This is a genomic window from Saliniramus sp. (assembly GCF_035311605.1).
Classification (GTDB): domain Bacteria; phylum Pseudomonadota; class Alphaproteobacteria; order Rhizobiales; family Beijerinckiaceae; genus Saliniramus.
Genome location: NZ_DATGCW010000015.1, coordinates 1 through 17,073, shown reverse-complemented (window position 1 = coordinate 17,073; position 17,073 = coordinate 1). Strand labels below are relative to the sequence as shown.

At 65.5% G+C, this 17,073-nt stretch carries 15 protein-coding genes and 1 pseudogene; 12 read left to right on the top strand and 4 right to left on the bottom strand.

The features are described 5' to 3' along the window. From gcvPB to VKP01_RS00750, 3 genes are all read left to right on the top strand, one after another. Positions 1–1,554, top strand: a 1,554-nt coding sequence (gene gcvPB / locus VKP01_RS00760) for an aminomethyl-transferring glycine dehydrogenase subunit GcvPB (protein WP_414706479.1), incomplete at its 5' end; no start/stop codon positions are given. A 246-nt stretch (positions 1,555–1,800) separates the two neighbouring features. Next, positions 1,801–2,592: a metal ABC transporter ATP-binding protein gene (locus VKP01_RS00755; protein WP_324409730.1), complete on the top strand. Its 792-nt coding sequence runs from the start codon at positions 1,801–1,803 to the stop codon at positions 2,590–2,592. 111 nt (positions 2,593–2,703) lie between these two features. Then, complete coding sequence (locus VKP01_RS00750; RefSeq protein ID WP_324409729.1) at positions 2,704–4,119, top strand: FAD-binding oxidoreductase; 1,416 nt, start codon at positions 2,704–2,706, stop codon at positions 4,117–4,119. Positions 4,120–4,125: 6 nt separating this feature from the next. Here VKP01_RS00750 and guaB read toward each other — a convergent pair whose 3' ends face one another. Next, positions 4,126–5,619 carry an IMP dehydrogenase gene (gene guaB, locus VKP01_RS00745; RefSeq protein ID WP_324409728.1) on the bottom strand — a complete coding sequence of 498 codons (1,494 nt, stop codon included), beginning with the start codon at positions 5,617–5,619 and terminating at the stop codon, positions 4,126–4,128. Between the two features lie 176 nt (positions 5,620–5,795). After that, a complete protein-coding gene (locus tag VKP01_RS00740; protein WP_324409727.1) occupies positions 5,796–6,359 on the bottom strand; it encodes an alpha/beta hydrolase in 564 nt (187 codons plus the stop codon). Positions 6,360–6,512: 153 nt separating this feature from the next. Between VKP01_RS00740 and VKP01_RS00735 the strand changes: the two genes are divergently transcribed. The 7 genes and pseudogenes from VKP01_RS00735 to VKP01_RS00705 all read left to right on the top strand — a co-directional run bounded on the left by VKP01_RS00735 (position 6,513) and on the right by VKP01_RS00705 (position 11,888). Next, positions 6,513–7,199, top strand: a complete 687-nt coding sequence (locus tag VKP01_RS00735; RefSeq protein WP_324409726.1) for a glutathione S-transferase family protein — start codon at positions 6,513–6,515, stop codon at positions 7,197–7,199. Continuing rightward, a complete protein-coding gene (gene queG / locus VKP01_RS00730; RefSeq protein ID WP_324409732.1) occupies positions 7,097–8,314 on the top strand; it encodes a tRNA epoxyqueuosine(34) reductase QueG in 1,218 nt (405 codons plus the stop codon). The genes VKP01_RS00735 and queG overlap by 103 nt, the downstream gene beginning before the upstream one ends. After that, positions 8,314–9,195, top strand: a complete 882-nt coding sequence (locus VKP01_RS00725) for an SDR family oxidoreductase (protein ID WP_324409731.1) — start codon at positions 8,314–8,316, stop codon at positions 9,193–9,195. The genes queG and VKP01_RS00725 overlap by 1 nt, the downstream gene beginning before the upstream one ends. Positions 9,196–9,275: 80 nt before the next feature. Continuing rightward, the gene (locus tag VKP01_RS00720; protein ID WP_324409725.1) at positions 9,276–9,749 is read left to right on the top strand and encodes a DUF427 domain-containing protein; all 474 of its coding nucleotides are present in this window, start codon (positions 9,276–9,278) and stop codon (positions 9,747–9,749) included. A 124-nt stretch (positions 9,750–9,873) separates the two neighbouring features. Further along, positions 9,874–10,017, top strand: a pseudogene (locus tag VKP01_RS17380) (IS110 family transposase); the annotation flags it as partial. 204 nt (positions 10,018–10,221) lie between these two features. Next, complete coding sequence (locus VKP01_RS00710; protein WP_324409724.1) at positions 10,222–10,578, top strand: metalloregulator ArsR/SmtB family transcription factor; 357 nt, start codon at positions 10,222–10,224, stop codon at positions 10,576–10,578. 5 nt (positions 10,579–10,583) lie between these two features. Further along, positions 10,584–11,888, top strand: a complete 1,305-nt coding sequence (locus VKP01_RS00705) for an MFS transporter (protein WP_414706480.1) — start codon at positions 10,584–10,586, stop codon at positions 11,886–11,888. Here the strand turns inward: VKP01_RS00705 and msrA are convergent. Beyond that, a complete protein-coding gene (msrA, locus tag VKP01_RS00700; RefSeq protein WP_324409722.1) occupies positions 11,810–12,481 on the bottom strand; it encodes a peptide-methionine (S)-S-oxide reductase MsrA in 672 nt (223 codons plus the stop codon). The genes VKP01_RS00705 and msrA overlap by 79 nt on opposite strands. A gap of 83 nt (positions 12,482–12,564) precedes the next feature. Next, positions 12,565–14,301, bottom strand: a complete 1,737-nt coding sequence (locus VKP01_RS00695) for an NAD+ synthase (protein ID WP_324409721.1) — start codon at positions 14,299–14,301, stop codon at positions 12,565–12,567. A 220-nt stretch (positions 14,302–14,521) separates the two neighbouring features. Between VKP01_RS00695 and tspO the strand changes: the two genes are divergently transcribed. Both tspO and VKP01_RS00685 read left to right on the top strand, forming a co-directional pair. Further along, positions 14,522–14,989, top strand: a complete 468-nt coding sequence (gene tspO, locus VKP01_RS00690) for a tryptophan-rich sensory protein TspO (RefSeq protein WP_324409720.1) — start codon at positions 14,522–14,524, stop codon at positions 14,987–14,989. Positions 14,990–15,143: 154 nt separating this feature from the next. Beyond that, positions 15,144–17,073 (top strand): ABC transporter ATP-binding protein/permease (locus tag VKP01_RS00685; protein WP_324409719.1); only part of this gene is annotated, 1,930 nt, incomplete at its 3' end.

The following is a 17,073-nucleotide window of genomic DNA, read 5'->3' as shown; positions in this document are numbered from 1 at the left end:
CGCCCCACTTCGGCCGGCGACGGCGCGATCACCGCCGATACCGGAACCTTCACCGGCAACCGCGCTCTTTTGCAGGAAGAGGCGCTGATCTTCGAATCCGGGCGCTACGAGACCACCGGCGTCGATTTCGACGAGCCGGAGGATTTCTCCCCGCGCCTGGGCGGGATGGCCCGTGAAGGCGACATCGGCCTGCCCGGTCTCTCGGAACCGGAGACGATGCGCCATTTCGTGCGCCTGTCTCAGAAGAATTACGGCATCGATACCGGGCTGTTCCCGCTGGGCTCCTGCACCATGAAGCACAATGCGCGCCTCAACGAGCGCATGGCGCGGCTGCCCGGCTTCGCCGACGTGCATCCGCTGCAGCCGGTCTCCAGCGTGCAGGGTGCGCTGGAAGTGATGGACGAGCTTTCACGCTATCTCGTGACGCTCACCGGCATGACCAGCGTGGCGCTCTCGCCCAAGGCCGGCGCGCATGGCGAATTGTGCGGCATGATGGCGATCAAGGCTGCCATCGATGCCAAGGGTGAGGGCGAGACCCGCCGTACGGTGCTCGTGCCGGAATCGGCGCACGGCACCAATCCGGCCACGGCGGCGCTGATCGGCTTCAAGGTCAGCACCGTACCCGCTGACAAGGACGGAACCGTGCGCGTGCAGGCGGTGAAGGATCTGATCGGGCCGGATACGGCGGCGATCATGCTAACCAATCCCAATACCTGCGGCCTGTTCGAGCCGGAGATCGTCGAGATCGCCAGAGCTCTCCACGATGCGGGCGCGTATTTCTATTGCGACGGCGCGAATTTCAACGCCATCGTCGGCAAGGCCCGCCCGGGCGATCTCGGCGTCGACGCCATGCATATCAACCTGCACAAGACTTTCTCGACACCCCATGGCGGCGGTGGTCCGGGGTCTGGCCCGGTGGTCCTCTCGCAGCGCCTCGCGCCGTTTGCGCCGGTGCCGTTCGTCACCCCGGGCGCTGACGGGCTCACCCTCGTCGAGCACGAGAAGGACGCCAGCGAGAAGCCCTTCGGGCGCATCACCGCCTTCCACGGCCAGATGGGCATGTATGTGCGTGCGCTGGCCTACATGCTCTCGCACGGCTCGGACGGCATGAAGCAGGCTTCCGAGGATGCGGTGCTCAATGCGAACTATATCCGTGCCGGTCTGCGCGACCTGATGAGCCAGCCCTTCGGCGACAAGCCCTGCATGCACGAGGCCCTGTTCGACGATAGCTGGCTCAAGGATAGCGGCGTATCCACCCTCGATTTCGCCAAGGCGATGATCGACGAGGGCTATCATCCGATGACGGTGTATTTCCCCCTCGTGGCGCACGGCGCCATGTTGGTGGAGCCCACCGAATCGGAATCGAAATCCTCGCTCGATCTGTTCATCGCCTCAATGCGCGACCTCGCACAGGCGGCGAAGCGTGGCGAGAGCGAACGCTTTGTGGAAGCGCCCTTCCACGCGCCGCGCCGGCGTCTCGACGAGACCCGCGCCGCGCGCCAGCCGATCCTGAAATGGACACCGCCGGAGCCGATGCGGGAAGCCGCCGAGTAAGGCACGGGCGCAGCGGTTGTCGCGTCATCGCGATGCACACGGGCGGGCCTGACGGTCCGCCCGTTTTCATGTGAGACGTATCAACGGGGCAGGACCGAAGCAGAACGCCGCCACGCCCGCACCTGCCGCGCCTTTTGCACGCATGATCCCGCTGATACTGCATGAGAAAGGGCTCCCCAGCCTTTTCCTCGCCTCCGGATCGGCCTACACTTCCAGAATCTGCTGCATCACCCCGGAAAGCCGTTCATGACATCCCCCTCGCCCCTGCAATCCGCGTCTTCGCAGAACGCCACCCTGCACGAGCCGCAATATGCTCTGCATGTGGAGGATCTCACCGTCGCCTATACCGAGGCGCCGGTTCTGTGGGACATCGATATCGACATTCCCCCCGGCGTGATGGCGGCGATCGTGGGGCCCAACGGCTCGGGCAAGTCGACGCTGATCAAGGCAAGCCTCGGCCTCGTCGCCCCGGTGGCCGGCCATGTGCGTTTCTTCGGCCTGCCGCATCGCGCCGTGCGCCGGCGCATCGGCTATGTGCCCCAGCGCTCCAGCGTCGACTGGGACTTCCCCACCGATGCCCGCGACGTGGTGACGATGGGGCTCTATGGCGGGCTTGGCTGGTTCCGCCGGCCCGGTGCGGCGGAGCGGGAGCGCGCCATGGCGGCGCTGGAACAGGTCGGAATGCAGGATTATGCGGATCGCCAGATCGCTGAACTCTCCGGCGGCCAGCAGCAGCGCGTCTTCATCGCCCGTGCACTCGCCCAGGATGCCGATCTGTATTTTCTTGACGAGCCGATGGCCGGCGTCGACGCCACCACCGAGCGGGTGATCGTCGATGTGCTTCACGGGTTGCGTGATGCCGGCAAGACGGTCATCGTCGTGCATCACGATCTGCAAACAGTCGCGCGCTACTTCGACTGGCTGATCATGCTCAATACCCGCGTGGTGGCGCAGGGCCGCGTTGGCGACGTCTATACGGCGGAAAACCTGCGCGCAGCCTACGGCGGCCAGATCGCGCTGATCGAAACGGGCGGCTGATCGCGGGCAAAGCGCGCAGATGGAGGCGGAAACCACTCACGCGGCGCATTCTTGCGCGGGTGCGGGCGCAGACATAGGCTCGCGCCGCAATCGAACATCCGAAAGCGCCCCATGACCACGCCCCGATCCGCAATCGACGAAAACCTGATCACCGCCCTCACGAAAAAGCTCGGCGCCGACCGGCTGCGGCTGGGTGAGGACATCCCGGAAAGCCATGCGGCGGATGCGGCGGGCATATCGCCCTGCCGCCCGGGCCTGCTTGTCCTGCCGCGCACCACACAGGAGGTCTCGCAAACGCTCGCCCTCTGTCACGCCCATGGGGCCCGGATCGTTGTCCAGGGCGGGATGACCGGGCTCGCCGGCGGGGCTCATCCGCAGGAAGGCGAAATCGCGCTGTCGCTGGAGCGCATGCGTGGCATCGAGGAGGTCGATACGCTGTCCGGCACGCTCACGGCGCTCGCGGGCACGACCCTGCAGGAAATCCAGGAAGCGGCGCAGGCGAAGGGCTTCTTCTGCGGCATTGATCTGGGCGCGCGCGGCTCCTGCACGATCGGCGGCAACATCGCCACCAATGCCGGCGGCAACCAGGTCCTGCGCTATGGCATGGCGCGGCGCAACGTACTTGGGCTCGAAGCCGTGCTCGCCGACGGTACCGTGCTGACGAGCCTCAACAAGATGCTCAAGAACAATGCCGGCTATGACTGGACACAGCTCTTCATCGGCTCCGAGGGTACGCTCGGGATCGTGACCCGGGTGGTGCTCGGCCTGCATCCGGCCCCGCGCGGGGTGCGCTCGGCATTGCTTGCCTTCTCGCGCTTTGAGGACGTGCTCACCGTGCTGCGCCGTTTCGATGCCGCCCTGCCGGGGCGCATGATCGTCTTCGAGGCCATGTGGCGCGAGTATCTCGACACCGCGACCGGCCCCGGCGGACTCGCACCACCCTTCGGGACGATGCCGGAAATCGCCATTCTGATCGAGGCGGCCATGGGAGAGGAATCGCGCGGCGACGGCGCTGACCCCTTCACCGATACGCTCGCGGGTTTCCTTGAGGACGGTCTCATCGACGACGCCCTGATCGCGCAATCGGAGGCAGATCGGGCGCGGTTCTGGAGCTATCGCGAGGCGGTCTATGAATTCCGGCGCATCATCGATGCGGGCACGAATTTCGACGTTTCCATCCCGATCGCCCGGCTGGACGAGGCGGTGGCGCGGCTGCGCGCAGGCGCACGCGGTTTCGGCAAGGAGACGCGGCTCCTCGTCTTCGGTCATGTCGCCGACAGCAACATCCACATCTCCGTGAGCCATCCCGACCACGATGCGCCGATGAGCAAGGCTATCCAGACCATGGTCTACGACATCGTGGCCGCCCTGTCGGGATCTGTTTCCGCCGAACACGGGATCGGCATGCTCAAGCGCGATTATCTGCACAAGTCGCGCAATGATGCGGAAATCGCCCTGATGCGGCGGATCAAGCAGGCGCTCGATCCGCGGGGGATACTCAATCCGGGCCGCGTTCTGGCCGGATGAGAACCCTTACCCGCGCAGGGGATAATTCGGGCTCTCGCGGGTGATCGTCACGTCGTGGACATGGCTCTCGCGCAGGCCGGCATTGGTGATGCGCACGAATTCCGCCTTCTCGCGGAATTCGGGCAGCGAGGCCGCGCCGACATAGCCCATCGCCGCCCGCAGGCCACCGGTGAGCTGGTGCAGCACGGCGCCGACCGGGCCCTTGTAGGGCACCTGCCCCTCGATGCCTTCCGGCACGAGCTTCATCTGATCCTTGATATCCTGCTGGAAATAGCGGTCGGCGGAACCGCGCGCCATGGCGCTGACCGAGCCCATGCCGCGATAGCTCTTGTAGGAGCGGCCCTGATAGAGAAACACCTCGCCGGGCGCTTCCTCGGTGCCTGCGAGCAGCGAGCCGACCATGGCGCTCGAGGCGCCGGCGGCGAGCGCCTTGGCGAGATCGCCTGAGAACTTGATGCCGCCATCGGCGATGACCGGTGTGTTGGTCGAGTGTGCCGCTTCAGCCGCATCCATGATCGCCGTGAGCTGCGGCACGCCGACACCGGCAACGACCCGCGTCGTGCAGATCGAACCGGGGCCGATCCCGACCTTGACCGCATCGGCACCGGCATCGATCAGCGCCTTAGTCCCGTCGCGGGTGGCGACATTGCCGGCGATGATCTGGACCGCGTTGGAGAGCTTCTTCACCCGCGTGACGGCTTCGAGCACCCTGGCTGAATGCCCGTGCGCGGTGTCGACCACGATCACGTCGCAGCCGGCATCAATGAGCATCTGCGAGCGCTCATACCCGGCCTCGCCCGTGGTGGTGGCCGCAGCCACGATCAGCCGGCCCTGCCCATCCTTGGCGGCAAGCGGATGGGCGACCTGCTTTTCCATGTCCTTGACGGTGATCAGCCCGATGCAGCGGAAATGATCATCGACGACGAGCAGCTTCTCGATGCGCCACTGATGCAGCAGCCGGCGCGCCTCGTCCTGGCCGACACCCTCGCGCACGGTGATGAGCCGATCCTTGGTCATCAATTCGGATACCGGCTGGGCCGGGTTGTCGGCGAAGCGCACGTCGCGATTGGTCAGGATACCGACGAGCTTGCCCTTCTGGCCGGCGGCACCGCGCTCGACCACCGGAATGCCGGAAATGCCGTTGCGCTTCATCAGCTCGAGCGCGTCCGCAAGGGTCTCGTCGGGATAGATGGTGATCGGATCCATCACCATGCCGCTCTCGTATTTCTTGACGAGCTTCACCTGCTGGGCCTGTTCCGCCACATCGAGATTGCGATGGATCACGCCGATCCCGCCCATCTGCGCCATGGCGATGGCCATGCGCGCTTCGGTCACCGTATCCATGGCCGAAGCGGCGATGGGCATGTTGAGCGAGAGTTGTTGTGTCAGCCGCGAGCGCACATCGACATCGGCGGGCATCACTTCCGAGGAGCCCGGACGCAGCAGCACGTCATCAAACGTGAAACCATCGCTGAATCGATCTTCGACAATTCGCGCCATCGCCAACTCCTTTTTCGAAACGGATCCGGCGGGCTCGTCTGATTCGGGGGAAGCCGCGAATGCGCGCCGGGAGTTGACGAGGGCGCGTAGCATGTACATGCGCGGGCGTCGAGTGGGCATTTCGCCCGGCGCGCAGGTTTTTTGCTGCACCGCGAAACGACTGGCCCGTCCCACACCTATTGCAGGCTCGGAATCGTCTTCAGAAAGCCCGCAAAGCGCATCAGCCCTTCGGGCCATGGGCCGAAACCGGCAGCAGAATCGATCGCCCCGGATTCGCCGGCATCGACAAATTCCGCCCCCCAGGCCTGCGCGAAGGCGCGGGCGCGCTCCGGGGAGCAGTGGGGATCGTTACGTGCCGCGATCAGTGCTGCCGAGAAGGGCAGCGGCATGAGCGCGGGCGCCCCGAATGCCCGATGGGCGGGAACCGCGTCGGCGGCTTGCGGATCGGGAGCCGCGACGAGATAGGCGCCTGCAACGGGCTCGAGATCGATACCGGCCTCGACCGCATGCGCGACCACGTGGCAGCCGATCCCGTGTGCGACGAGGATGACCGGACGCGTCGCCTGCGCCACTGCCGCGCCGAGGCGCGCGCCCCATTCCGGCGCATGCGGGGCATGCCAGTCCGGCTGCGCGACGATCTGCGCCGTGGGCAGCTTACGTGCCCAGCGCGTCAGCCAGAGATCGTCATCAGGGCCTTTGAGGCCGGGCAGGATCAGAATATCGGCTTGGGACGTCTTCATGACGCTTCGGTAAACGAGGCGGAAACTCCGTTCAAGCGGTTTTCACACCGGCAAACGGTTCAGAACGCGACAGCTGTCGGTGCGGCGTGTTACCGAAATCTTCAGGTTTGCAAAGCCTTAATGTTGCCCAGTTTCGCGCGCGTGTCAGTCGCCATGGCCATCCTCCATCATTATCCGCTCTGCCCACATTCCCGTTTCATCCGTCTCGTCTGTGCCGAGCTGGGGATCGCGCTCGACTTCGTCGAGGAGCGGCCCTGGGAGCGCCGCGAGAGCTTTCTGGCGCTCGATCCCGCCGGCAACACCCCCGTCTTCGTCGCTGCCGACGGGCTGATCGTACCCGGTGCCGGCATCATCGCGGAATATCTCGACGAGACCCGTGAGCGGGGTATGGAGCGCCTGATGCCGGGCGATCCTGCCGCGCGGGTGGAAGTGCGCCGGCTGGTCTCCTGGTTTTCCGAAAAATTCTTCGCCGAGGTGACCGGCTATCTCGTTTATGAGAAAGTCTACAAGCGCTTCGTACCGGCCAGTGCCGGCGGCGGACCGCCCGACATGCCGGCGATCCGTGCAGCGCGGGCGAATGTGCGTTACCATATGCGTTACGTGGGCTATCTGATCAACCAGCGCAAATGGCTGGCCGGCGATGATCTGACCTATGCCGATCTCGCGGCGGCAGCCCATCTCTCCTGCGTCGATTATCTGGGCGATGCACCATGGAACGAGGACGAAACGGCGAGAGACTGGTACGCGCGGATGAAGAGCCGTCCGGCCTTTCGCGCGCTTCTGGCCGACCGGGTGCCGGGGATGGCACCGCCGGATCACTACGCCAATCCCGACTTCTGAGCGCCCTGCACGCGCGTGCGCACGGGCTCGGCTTCGATGCGCTGAATATCACCACGCCCGATGCGATTCCGCAGGCCGGCGCGGATCTCGCCGCATGGCTGGCGCGCGGCTACCAGGCGGATATGGACTGGATGGCGGATACTGCAGATCGCCGCGCCGATCCGCGCACGCTGTGGCCGGAGGTGCGTTCGATCATCCTGCTGGGCATGAATTATGGCCCCGATTGCGACCCGCTCGAATATCTCGAGAAGCGCGACCGGGCCACCATCTCGGTCTATGCCCGCAACCGCGATTACCACGACGTGATCAAGGGCCGGCTCAAGGAGCTCGCGGGCTTCCTCGTGGCGCGGGCGGGCGGGGACGTGAAGGTCTTCGTCGACACCGCCCCCGTGATGGAAAAGCCGCTGGCGGAAGCAGCCGGGCTCGGCTGGCAGGGCAAGCATACGGTGCTGGTCTCGCGCGAATTCGGCTCGTGGCTGTTTCTGGGTGCGATCTTCACAACGGCGGAGCTGCCTGCGGATGCGCCCGAGAGCGACCATTGCGGCTCCTGCCGGCGCTGCCTCGATATCTGCCCAACCAACGCCTTTCCCGCGCCCTATCAGCTCGATGCGCGGCGCTGCATCTCCTATCTCACCATCGAGCACAAGGGCCATATCGACCGTGATCTGCGCCCGGGTATCGGCAACCGGATATTCGGCTGTGACGATTGTCTGGCCGTGTGTCCGTGGAACAAGTTCGCCGAGGTTGGCCGCGAGGCGAAGCTGCGTCAGCGCGCGGATCTCTCCGCCCTGCCGCTGGCCGAACTCGCCGGCCTCGACGATGCCGCCTTCCGCGCGCGTTTCGCCGGCACGCCGATCAAGCGCACCGGGCGCGACCGTTTCCTGCGCAATGTGCTGATCGCGATCGGTAATTCCGGCATGCCAGCCCTTGCCGATGTGGCGCGGGCACGGCTTGGCGACGAGTCCCCGCTGGTGCGGGCCATGGCAATCTGGGCGCTGTCGCGGCTTTTGCCGCATGAGGATTTCATCGCATTGTCGGCGCGCCATATATCCGAGGAAGCCGATGCGGACGTCATCTGCGAATGGCAGGCTGGCCGCGAGGAGAAGACGCTTTGATCGATCTGTTCTGTTTCGGCTACGGCTATTGCGCCCGCCATCTCGTCGCGCAGGACCGCGCGCAGGGCGAGGACGCGCTTCTCGCCCGCGTCACCGGCACGACCCGCGATCCCGGCAAGGCGGCAGCGCTGGAGAGCGAGGGCGTCGTCGCGCGCATCTTCGACGGCGCCGGAGGGGATCCGCCGATCCCCGACGATCTCACCGCATCCGATGCGCTCATCACCTCCATCGCCCCCGATCAGGACGGTGATCCGGTCCTGCGCCATTACGAACGCGCCATCACCGATGCGCCGCGCCTGTCCTGGATCGGCTATCTCTCCACCATCGGCGTCTATGGCGATACCGGCGGCGAATGGATCGACGAGGAGACCGAATTCGAGGCGGTCTCCGCCCGCGCGAAGGCGCGTCGCGCCGCCGAGGAGGCCTGGCTCGCCCTTGGCGAGCGCACCGGCAAGGCAGTACAGATCTTCCGGCTCGGCGGGATCTACGGACCGGGGCGCTCGGCTATCACCCAGCTGCGTTCCGGCAAGGCGCGGCGTATCGTCAAACCGGGACAGGTCTTCAACCGCATCCATGTGGCGGATATCGCCGCCGTTCTGCGCGCCTCGCTGGCAAAGCCCGATCCCGGGCGTGTCTACAATCTCGTCGATGACCACCCCGCACCGCCCCAGGACGTGATCGCCCACGCGGCGGAACTGATCGGCGTCGAAGCGCCGCCGGAAATCCCGTTCGAGGAGGCTGAACTCTCGCCCATGGCGCGCGCCTTCTATGCCGATTGCAAACGCGTGCGCAGCCGCCGCATCCGCGAGGAACTCGGCGTGACCCTGCAATATCCCGATTACCGCGCGGGCCTCGAAGCACTGGCACAACGCGAAGGCTGAGCGGATCGTCTTGGCAAGATCCTGCACTACTTGACCGGAGGGTGCGCGAGCGCGCGCGCCGGTTCACAACGGAGGCCGCAATGACCGAACTGCGCCGCGAGAACGTGCAATCCTATCCGCGCCCGCCGGCGCTGGAACCCGTCGCGCTGCCAATCCTGATCCGTCTGCGCGGCCAGATCGTCGCCCGCAGCGAAAGCACTTGGCGCGTTCTCGAAACCCATCACGCGCCGACCTATTACATTCCGCCGCAGGATGTGCAGGCCACACTGCGTCCGGCATCGAGGTCGAGCTATTGCGAATGGAAAGGCGCGGCGCGCTATTTCGACGTCATCGTGGATGGCGCCGTCGCGCAGCGGGCGGCCTGGTGCTACGATAATCCGAGCGGGCATTTTGCACCTCTGGCGGGCTATCTTGCCTTCTATGCTGGCCAGATGGATGAGTGCCGCGTCGGCGATGTCGTCGTGATCCCCCAGCCCGGCGATTTCTACGGCGGCTGGGTCACGCCCAATCTCGATGGCATCGTCAAGGGCGGCCCGGGGACGCGGGGGTGGTGAACGGTGGTTCGGTGCCGGTAGAGGTCCGAGGAACACCCGCACCGAGTTTACCTTCTGGGGGCCGCCTAGCCCGCGATCAGGATTGAATTATGCCGATGACCGCGGACTTCGTGCGAACCAAACGCCGGTGCTGCAGGCGAAATATGATCACCTCATAGCCGCAGGGAAGCCCGCAAAAAAGGCCATACCCGCCATCATGCGGAAACTCATCATCCTCGCAAATGCACGCATCAGGGATGATCGAAAATGGGCGCCTCACACGCCTTGATTACCACGGATACTCCAACCCCTCCCCTGAGGGGAGGCAAATCACGCCTCACCCTCTGCCGAATGTACCCATTTCCCCAGGGAAGGGGAGCCCGAATTTCCTGAAAATCCTGCCCGGTCATGGCGCAAATTCTGCTATTTCGATATGGTTCGAATAATGATTGACGCGGGTTTTCGGCACCCGCATTGTGGCACCATGATGCAGATGAAAACGCCGCTCCCCGATGTCGATCTCACGCGCATGGCCGCGCAGCTCGAAGCGCTCGGCCATCCCACGCGGCTCGCGCTCTATCGGCTGATGGTGCGGGCCGGCCCGGAGGGTATACCCGTGGGTCGGTTGCAGGAGGCGCTCGGCATACCCGCGTCGACGCTCTCGCATCATCTGGCCAAGCTGACCGCGCAGGGCCTCGTCAGCCGCGAACGCCAGGCGACGACGCTGATCTGCCGGGCTGATTTCGAGACGATGACCGGCCTCGTCGGCTTTCTCAACGATGAATGCTGCGCGGATTCCTGCACGCGGGCGCGGCCAGACGCACCCGTTACGGCGGATGGTGATGCATGACGCGGATGACCCCGCCGCGGGCCGTGGTGATCTCGGCTCTGGGCGTCACGCAGATTCTGGCCTGGGGTTCGACCTATTATCTCCTCGCCGTGCTCGCCGAACCCATCGCGCGCGAAACCGGCTGGCCGCTGACCATGGTGGTGGGCGGGCTGACGCTGGGGCTGATCGCGGCGAGTATCGTCTCGCCGCGCGTCGGCAACGCGATCCAGGCCACGGGCGGGCGCCCGGTGATGAGCGCCTCTTCGCTGATCATGGCGGCAGGGCTCGCCGGCCTCGCCTTCGTCGATCACCCGGCACTCTATTTCACGGTGTGGATCCTGCTCGGGATCGGCATGGGGGCGGGGCTGTATGACGCGGCCTTCGCCACCCTCGGGCGGCTCTATGGCAAGGATGCGCGTGGCGCGATTACGGCGCTGACGCTTTATGGCGGCTTTGCCAGTACGCTGTGCTGGCCGCTCAGCGCCTTTCTCGTCGAGACGCTGGGCTGGCGCGGTGCCTGCCTGACCTATGCGGCCATTCACCTGTTCGTCAATCTGCCGCTCCATGTCTTCGCCTTGCCGCGCGTGCCGCCGGATGATCCGGCACGTCCGCGCCAGAGCCGCAGCCAGATACTGACCGCGCTTCTGCGCGGGCGCGAGAGCGACGGTGTTCGCGTCACACTGCCGCAGGAGGACCGGCTCGTCTTCGCATTGCTCGCCACGGGCCTCACCATCGGCGGCATCGCCTCTGCGGTGCTCTCGGTGCATCTGCTCACCGTGCTGCAGGCGCGCGACATCGCGCTCGCGACGGCAGTGGGGCTCGGCGCGCTGGTCGGGCCGAGCCAGGTCAGCGGGCGAATCCTCGAAATGCTGATCGGCCGGCGGTTTCATCCGCTGTGGACGGCTCTCGCCTCGGCGCTGCTGATCTGCACCGGTGTCGGCCTGCTCGCCTGCCATGCACCGATGATTGCGCTGGCGCTGGTGCTCTACGGCGCCGGTATCGGGATCCGCTCGATCGTCCGCGGCACACTGCCGCTTGCCCTGTTCGATCCGGGCATCTACGCCACGATGATGGGGCGGCTCGCCGCGCCGATCCTGCTTCTCGGCGCTCTCTCGCCGCTGGCTGCGGCCTGGATCATCGACGCATTCGGCCCGGATCTGTTACTGTTCATACTCGTGGCGCTTTGCCTGACCGACATCATCCTCATCGGCCTCGTGGCACTCGCCGCGCAGCGACGGGCGCGCCTTCAAGCTCAGGCGGCGGAGCCGGAAGGCGTCGCGGCGGTGGTGGGCAGCGGGCAGAAAACGCCGGTGCCGCCGAGGCCGCAATAACCGCCGGGATTCTTCGCCAGATATTGCTGGTGGTAATCTTCGGCGAAATAGAACGGTCCGGCTTCGGCAATCTCGGTGGTGATCGCGGGAAAACCGCGCTGCTTCAGCGCCGCAGCGAAAGCATCCCGGGTTGCGGTAGCCGCCTGCATCTGTTCATCGTCGAAGACATGGATGGCGGAGCGGTATTGCGTGCCGACATCGTTGCCCTGGCGCATGCCCTGGGTGGGATCATGGCCTTCCCAGAAGGTGCGCAACAGGCTCTCGAAAGAGACCTCGTAGGGGTCATAGACCACCAGCACCGCCTCGGTATGTCCGGTCTCGCCGCGACAGACTTCCTCGTAATACGGATTGGGCGTCGTGCCGCCGGCATAGCCGACCGCCGTCACATGCACGCCCGGCAGCTGCCAGAACAGCCGCTCGGCGCCCCAGAAGCATCCCAGTCCGAAGATCACCTTGCGCATGTGGTCCGGATAGGGACCCGCGAGCGGCGCGCCGTTGACGTGATGATGCGTCGCGGTCGGGATCGGATCGGGCCGCCCGGGCAGGGCCTCCCCGGCGCCAGGCAGGCTGGTGCGCTTGAAAAACGAAAACATCGTCGCCTCCTCGGTGGCATGAGCCATTGCCGTCAATATGGTCCGGCAAGTGCCTTGCGTCGAGGTGTGGCCCTGCGCCCCGGTCAGAAATCGAGATCCGCGCGCAGCGATCCCGAAGGCTTGTAGAGCTCGGGATCGGGCAGATAAGCCGGCTCGCCCCGGTCGCGATAGCGGTTGACGATCGGATAGCGCCGGTCGCGTCCAAAATTCTTTGCGGTCACCTTCACCCCCGGCGCGGCCTGCCGGCGTTTGTATTCGGCGAGGATGAGCAGCCGCTCGATCCGCGTCACCGTCTCGCGATCATGACCCATGGCGACGATTTCATCGACGCGGGTCTCCTTCTCGACGAGCTCGGCCAGGATGGCATCGAGCACTTCGTAGGGCGGCAGTGAATCCTGGTCGGTCTGGTCGGGGCGCAGCTCCGCGGTTGGCGGGCGGGTGATGATGTCTTCCGGGATCACCATCCCGTCCGGACCATGCGCGCCATCCGGCTTCCAGCCATTGCGCAGCCGCGAGAGCCGGTACACTTCCAGCTTGTAGAGATCCTTGATCGGATTGAAGCCGCCATTCATGTCGCCATAGAGCGTGGCATACCCCACCGACATTTCGGACTTGTTGCCGGTGGTCACCACCATGGCGCCGAACTTGTTGGAGATCGACATCAGAATCGTGCCGCGTATCCTGCTCTGGATATTCTCCTCGGTGACGCCCGGCTCGGTGCCCTGGAACAGGGGCGCGAGCGCAGCTTCCAAACCCTCGACCCCGGTGGCGATGGGCAGGGTGTCGTAGCGCACGCCCAGCATCTGCGCGCAGCCAGCCGCGTCATCAAGGGAGGTTTGCGCCGTGTAGCGATAGGGCAGCATCACGCAGTGCACCCGGTCGGGCCCCAGCGCATCGACGGCCATCGCCGCACATAAAGCCGAGTCGATGCCGCCGGAAAGGCCGAGTACCACGCCGGGGAAGCCGTTCTTTTCCACGTAATCGCGCAGCCCCAGTACGCAGGCCGCGTAATCGGCCTTCTCGCCTTCCACCACCGTCTCGCGCGGCGCCTCGACGCAACGCCAGATGCCGGCCTCGCGGCTCCAGCGGGTGAGCGCGACCGTCTCGGCAAAGGCGGGGAGCTGGCAGGCCAGCGCGCAATCATCCTGCAGCACGAAGGAGGCGCCGTCGAAGACGAGCTCGTCCTGGCCGCCGATCTGGTTGAGGTAGATCAGGGGCAACTCGCTCTCCGTGACGCGGGCGGCGGCGATGTTGAAGCGTTCATCGCTCTTGCCACGGCAAAAGGGCGAGCCATTGGGCACGATCAGGATTTCCGCCCCGGTCTCGGCCAGGCATTCGACGACTTCCTCGCCCCAGATATCCTCGCAGATCGGCACGCCGATGCGCACGCCACGCACCACGATCGGCCCCGGCATCGGGCCGGAAGCGAAGACGCGCTTTTCGTCGAAGGGGCCGTAATTGGGCAGGTCGACCTTGAACCGCACTGCCGCGATACGCCCGCCATCAAGCAGGGCGACGGCGTTGTAGACCTTGCCGTCCTCGCGCCAGGGCAGGCCGACGAGCATGGCGGGGCCGCCGTCATCGGTCTCGCGCGCGAGATTGTCGAGCGCGGCGCGGCAGGCATCCTGGAAGGCCGGTTTGAGCACCAGATCTTCCGGCGGATAGCCGGAGAGGAAGAGCTCGGAGAAGACGACGAGATCCGCCCCTTGCGAGGCTGCCCGGGCGCGCGCGGTGCGCACCTTGCCGGCATTGCCGGAGACATCTCCGAGGACGGGGTTGAGCTGCGCGAGCGCAATGGCGAGGCTGTTCGTATCGGTCATGTTCGGGAGATAACGCGCCGCGTGCCCCGCCGCAACGGCAAAGCTGATTTCGAGATCGCGTATGCATGGCCGTCGCCACGCCACTCGCCCGAACGCGTCTTGCCCGAACGCGTCTTGCCCGAACGCGTCTTGCCCGAACGCATCTTGCCCGAACGGGCGGCGTTGCCGCATGCGGACGAGCCGCCTATGCTCGCGCAGCGTTCTGTTCCGGGAGCATCTGATGGATCTCGCCGTCTTCCTCGTCTTTCTCGCCACCTGTGCCGTGGCGGCCTCGTCAGGTGTGCTGTTCAAGCCCGGCGCCTGGTATCGCGGCCTCGACAAGCCTGCCTGGACGCCACCGGACATCGCCTTTCCGATCATCTGGAGTGTGCTTTATCTGACGATGGCGGTCGCGGCCGCGCGGGTGGCGGGGGAGCCCGACAGCGCACTGGCGCTGGCCTTGTGGAGCCTGCAGATCTGCCTGAACACCCTGTGGTCCGCCGTCTTCTTCGGTCTGCACAGAATGCGCACCGCCGCGATCGTGATCGGCCTGCTCTGGCTCGCGCTCGCCGCCACGATCACGGCTTTCGCCGCGATCGACGGGCTCGCCGCCGCGCTGCTGGTGCCGTATCTGCTCTGGGGCAGCTACGCGTTCGCGCTCAATCTTGCCGTTCTCAAGCGCAATCCGCAGGCCGATGCCGCCGCATGAGGGCGGCCCGGATCACATCTGCTTGACAATGGCGCTGCACGGCTGTCGCGGCGCGTTATTGTGCCTATCTTCAACGCGCGCTATTGCGCATCATCGCCAGGTCGGCAGGAAGCCGGGCGAACCGTGAGGAGCGGCAATTGAGGGCATGCATCTGATGCAAAGAGCTTCGCTGGTTTTCGCGCTTGCGGGCGCGCTTCTCCTCATCGGCGCGCTGTTTGGCGAAACCATCCCGCTGCTTTTGCCGATCGCCACGATCGCCATTGGCGCGGCGTTGCGGTTTTCGCATGATACGGCAGTTTACCTGCGCATCCTGATCGGGCTGATCGCCTTCGCGCATACTCTGCTCGGCACGCTCTATCTCATTGAGATCTACGGCTACACGCCGGCTGCGATGGACGGGTTCACCCCGCCGCTCGCCATGCCGGTGGCCGCCGCGATCTTCGCGCTCGCCATGCTGGCCGTGGGCCGCATCCCGGTGATCCGCACCATCGCGCAACTCACCGATCCGTTCTTCGTCTCCCGCGAGATGGGGGTGGTCAAGGTCTGGCCGTTCCCGGAATTCCGGGCCCAGGAGCGCATTATCGGCACGGCCCTGCTCTCGATCGTGGTGATCATGCAATTCGCGCTCGTCGCCATCTCGGTGCGGCTGAGCTACTGGAACCGCGACTGGTTCAACGCGATCCAGGAAAGCAATGCGGACGAGTTCTGGCGGCTTCTGCTCACGGTCTGGGTATTCTGGGTCACCATCGCGGTGACCATGGCGATCTATCAATATGCCGTGCGCATGACGCTGGATATCCACTGGCGCAACTGGATGACGCAATTCTATACGCGCCGCTGGCTTTCGGGCGCGATCCCCTATCGGATGCAGGTCTTCGGCGTTCAGACCGACAACCCCGACCAGCGCATCCAGGAGGACATCAACAAGTTCACCACCGATACGATGGCGCTGACGCTTGGCATGCTGTCGCAGGTTTCGACGCTCGTCTCCTTCTCGGTGATCCTGTGGACAATCTCCTCCGATTTCACCTTCCCGGGGACCGAGGTGGTGGTGCCGGGTCTGCTGTTCTGGATCGCGCTCGTCTACGCCGTGATCGCGACATATGCGACGCATCTGATCGGGCGTCCGCTGATCCGGCTGAACTTCCTGCAGGAGCGCTACGAGGCCGATTTCCGCTTCTCGCTGGCGCGGCTGCGCGAATATGGCGAGCAGGTCGCGCTGCTGCGCGGGCAGGGTGCGGAGCGGGAGCGGCTGGGCATGCAATTTGCCCGCATCGTCGACAATTTCTTCAAGCGTGTCAGCATCAACAAGCGGCTGATCGCCTTTACCAGCTTCTATGATTATTCGAACTCCGTGGTCCCCTACGTGATCGCGGCACCGTTCTATTTCGCCGGCCAGATCCAGCTCGGCGTGATGACGCAGACGGCCGGCGCCTTCGCGCGGGTGGAGAGCGCGCTCTCGTTCTTCATCGACGCTTACCAGCGACTGGCATCATACAAGGCCGTGGTCGATCGCCTGACCTCCTTCGAGGAATCGATGCAGCGCGCCCGCGAAGCCGGGCGCGAGACCGGCGAGATCGTCATTACCGAGCATGATGGCGACACCTTGCGCCTCGAGGATGTAATCGTGCGCCTGCCCGATGGGACACCCATCGCCGGGGCCTCGGATCTCAGCTTCCGACCCGGCGAATCGGTGCTGCTTGCCGGCATGTCCGGAACCGGGAAATCGACGCTGTTTCGCGCCATCTCGGGTATCTGGCCCTTTGGCGAGGGCATCGTGCACAAACCAGCCGGGCGCAAGCTCATGCTCCTGCCGCAGCGTCCCTATATTCCGGTCGGTACCCTGCGCGGGGTCGTGGCATATCCGGCCCTGGAGAATCTCTATTCCGATGACGCCCTGCGCGCGGCTTTGGAAAAGGCGCGGCTTGCCCATCTCGTGCCGCTGCTCGACGAGGATCGCTCCTGGGCGCAGACGCTCTCGCTCGGCGAGCAGCAGCGTCTCGCCATCGCGCGCGCATTGCTCGAACAGCCCGACTGGCTCCTCGTCGATGAAGCGACCGCAGCCATGGACGAGCCGACGGAAG

Excerpts from the sequence above, each read along its gene's own strand:
- VKP01_RS00755 (WP_324409730.1), top strand. The coding sequence starts at position 1,801 with ATGACATCCCCCTCGCCCCTGCAATCCGCGTCTTCGCAGAACGCCACC.
- VKP01_RS00750 (WP_324409729.1), top strand. The coding sequence starts at position 2,704 with ATGACCACGCCCCGATCCGCAATCGACGAAAACCTGATCACCGCCCTC.
- guaB (WP_324409728.1), bottom strand. The coding sequence starts at position 5,619 with ATGGCGCGAATTGTCGAAGATCGATTCAGCGATGGTTTCACGTTTGAT.
- VKP01_RS00740 (WP_324409727.1), bottom strand. The coding sequence starts at position 6,359 with ATGAAGACGTCCCAAGCCGATATTCTGATCCTGCCCGGCCTCAAAGGC.
- VKP01_RS00735 (WP_324409726.1), top strand. The coding sequence starts at position 6,513 with ATGGCCATCCTCCATCATTATCCGCTCTGCCCACATTCCCGTTTCATC.
- VKP01_RS00720 (WP_324409725.1), top strand. The coding sequence starts at position 9,276 with ATGACCGAACTGCGCCGCGAGAACGTGCAATCCTATCCGCGCCCGCCG.
- VKP01_RS00710 (WP_324409724.1), top strand. The coding sequence starts at position 10,222 with ATGAAAACGCCGCTCCCCGATGTCGATCTCACGCGCATGGCCGCGCAG.
- VKP01_RS00705 (WP_414706480.1), top strand. The coding sequence starts at position 10,584 with ATGACCCCGCCGCGGGCCGTGGTGATCTCGGCTCTGGGCGTCACGCAG.
- msrA (WP_324409722.1), bottom strand. The coding sequence starts at position 12,481 with ATGTTTTCGTTTTTCAAGCGCACCAGCCTGCCTGGCGCCGGGGAGGCC.
- VKP01_RS00695 (WP_324409721.1), bottom strand. The coding sequence starts at position 14,301 with ATGACCGATACGAACAGCCTCGCCATTGCGCTCGCGCAGCTCAACCCC.
- tspO (WP_324409720.1), top strand. The coding sequence starts at position 14,522 with ATGGATCTCGCCGTCTTCCTCGTCTTTCTCGCCACCTGTGCCGTGGCG.